2 protein-coding genes and 1 pseudogene are annotated in these 2,345 nt (G+C 69.1%); 2 read left to right on the top strand and 1 reads right to left on the bottom strand.

Features of this window, described 5'->3' with window-relative positions; translation table 11 throughout:
- Positions 1 to 272 precede the first annotated feature (272 nt).
- Both GRX66_RS18360 and GRX66_RS18355 read left to right on the top strand, forming a co-directional pair.
- The gene (locus GRX66_RS18360) at positions 273 to 551 is read left to right on the top strand and encodes a hypothetical protein (RefSeq protein WP_159527769.1); all 279 of its coding nucleotides are present in this window, start codon (positions 273 to 275) and stop codon (positions 549 to 551) included.
- A gap of 168 nt (positions 552 to 719) precedes the next feature.
- Positions 720 to 1,523, top strand: a pseudogene (locus tag GRX66_RS18355) (DMT family transporter); the annotation flags it as partial.
- Between the two features lie 147 nt (positions 1,524 to 1,670).
- Here the strand turns inward: GRX66_RS18355 and GRX66_RS18350 are convergent.
- Complete coding sequence (locus GRX66_RS18350; protein WP_159527768.1) at positions 1,671 to 2,033, bottom strand: winged helix-turn-helix transcriptional regulator; 363 nt, start codon at positions 2,031 to 2,033, stop codon at positions 1,671 to 1,673.
- Positions 2,034 to 2,345: the final 312 nt, after the last annotated feature.

Here is a 2,345-nt window from a genome sequence, read left to right as displayed (position 1 = left end):
TCGAGGTCTGACGACTCCGGCCCGGGAACGACTGCGCCGGCGTCGCGAGCACGTCCGCCACCGTGCGGTACCGGCGGTAGGGCTGGCGCGCCTGCGACGCGACGAACGCGCCGAACAGGACGAACGCTGCGGGAACAAGGAGGGCGACGGGGTTTGGCACGGTGGACCGGTTCTCGCCGACGCCCTAAAAACCGGGCGCGAGTTCGCAGTCGCGGAAATCGCGGGCGGCGGGGAACCAAGCGTATACGGCGGCCCGACGCGTCGGGACGGGTATGGCGAAGACAGTCGACGACCTGCGGAACGAGATTCGCGTCGCCGTGGGGCGGTTCGAGCGCGAGGCGTCAGCGGCGTTCACCAAAGAGGAACTGGCGGCGGTCTCCGAGGCCGTGGACGCGGGCGTGGGCGCGGCGGGGCGACCCGGGAAAGCCGAGATGCGCGCGGGCATCCGCGAGCGGGTGGACGGCCTCGCGGACCCGGACGAAGAGACCGAGACGCAGCCGTTCCGGAAGGCGGACCTCGAAGCGATCGCGGCGGCAGTCGGCCAAGCGTAGTCCCAGGCGCAACTGCGTCCCAGCGAGTTGCGGCAACGCCTGTGGCGTGTAGTGTTTCGTATCAGGCACGAGGGCCTGAGACGACGGTATTCGGAGGGGACGGCCGACCAGCTGTCGCACGCCGGACCCCCAGCATCTCGAGCGCATGAACGCTCGCCTCGTCCAGATATGACCCTCGCAGCCTACCGAAACGCGGCCCTGTTCGTGCTCCTCTCGATGCTGTGGGGGGTTTCGTTCGTCGCCATCAAGACCGGGCTGACGGCGATTCCGCCGGTGTTCTTCGCGGCGCTGCGGTTCGACGTGGCAGCCCCGTTGCTGCTCGTATTCGTCGCGCTGCGATGCGGCGAGTGGATCCCGGAGAGCACCGCGGACTACGCCAGCGTCGTGGTTGGCGCGGTGACGCTCGTCGCGGCGAACGACAGCCTCCTGTTCCTCGGCCAGCAGACCATCACGCCGGCGGCCGCCTCGGTCATGTACGGCCTGAACCCGATTCTCGCGCCGGCGTTCGCGTTCGCGTTGCTCGACCAGCGCCTCGACGCGGTCAGCGTCCTCGGCATCCTCCTCGGGCTGGTGGGCGTCGTCATCCTGGTTCAGCCGTCACCAGACGCCCTCACGGCGGGGTCGACGCTCGGGAAGGTGTCGGTGCTCGGCGCTGCGGTAGCGGTCGCGTTCGGCAGCGTTGCGCTCCAGCGCCTCGGTGCGACTATCGACAGCATCCCGTTGACGACGTGGGCGATGGTCCTGGGGGCGGCGCTGCTCCACGGGATGAGCGTCGCGCTCGGCGAGTCGCCCGCTGGCGGTGCCGTGAAGCCCGGGGTCGTCACCGCGGTGCTCGTCGTCGGCGTGCTCTCGACGGCCCTCGCGTACCCGATTTACTTCACGCTCATCCGGCAGATCGGTCCGGTCCGCGCGAACCTCGTCGCGTACACCGTCCCGATCTTCGCAGCGCTCACCGGACTCCTCCTGTTCGGGACCGGCGTGACGTCGGCGACCGTGCTCGGGTTCGCGGTGGTCGTTGCCGGCGTCGCGTGCTCGAGCGACACGTGCTCAGGGCCGAGTTTCGACGAGCCATCGGCTGATCCAGCCGAGCAATCCGGCTGTCAAACTTCGCTGCAGAAGTTACGTGTCCGCGAGCGAGCCGACTGCTTCGACGCCCTCCTCGTCCTCGGCCAGCCACTCCTCGGCCCACTGCTCGATGGCGTCGAAGACGGGGAACAGCGATTCGCCTTTCGCGGTCAGCGAGTAGTACGTCGCGACGGGCGACTCCTCTTCGAGGCGGCGGTTCACGAACCCCATCTCCTGGAGGTCGTCGAGGACGCGGGAGAGCGTCCGGGAGCTGGCGTCCGTCGAACGCTTCAGTTCGTTGAACCGCTTCTCGCCCTCCTGGAGGTCGTGGAGCACGATGAGCCGCCACTGGGACCCGATCTGTTCCAGCGAGTCGATGACGTGGCAGGCCTCCTCGCTGTATCGCTCGTCAGACATGCTCCGTCGTACGGGGCGGGCACCCATATTGGTTCCGGCTCGAATTAGGTAACGGAGTGAAACTACCCGACAGGCGACGGCATCCGAAGCCGGGAGCGGTGACGGCCCGGCCGTGACCCGACGGCGGTGACGCGCCCGTCACCGGGTGGCCGGGCAGTTAGCTGAAGCGTTTACGTGTCGGGCGTCTACGCCGGAGCATGACAACCGCCGACCCCCACGCCGGACAGCCAGTCGAACACCGCGGGACGCCGCTGGCGGACGCGGACCGCGCGGTCGTCCTGCTGCACGGACGGGGCGCCCGGGCGACTGGCA

Source organism: Halobacterium bonnevillei (genome assembly GCF_009831555.1).
Classification (GTDB): Archaea; Halobacteriota; Halobacteria; order Halobacteriales; family Halobacteriaceae; genus Halobacterium; species Halobacterium bonnevillei.
This window is presented reverse-complemented; position numbering and strand designations above follow the sequence as displayed.

Bases quoted from the DNA above. Each gene is read 5' to 3' on its own strand.
- GRX66_RS18350 (WP_159527768.1), bottom strand. From the start codon at position 2,033: ATGTCTGACGAGCGATACAGCGAGGAGGCCTGCCACGTCATCGACTCG.
- GRX66_RS18360 (WP_159527769.1), top strand. From the start codon at position 273: ATGGCGAAGACAGTCGACGACCTGCGGAACGAGATTCGCGTCGCCGTG.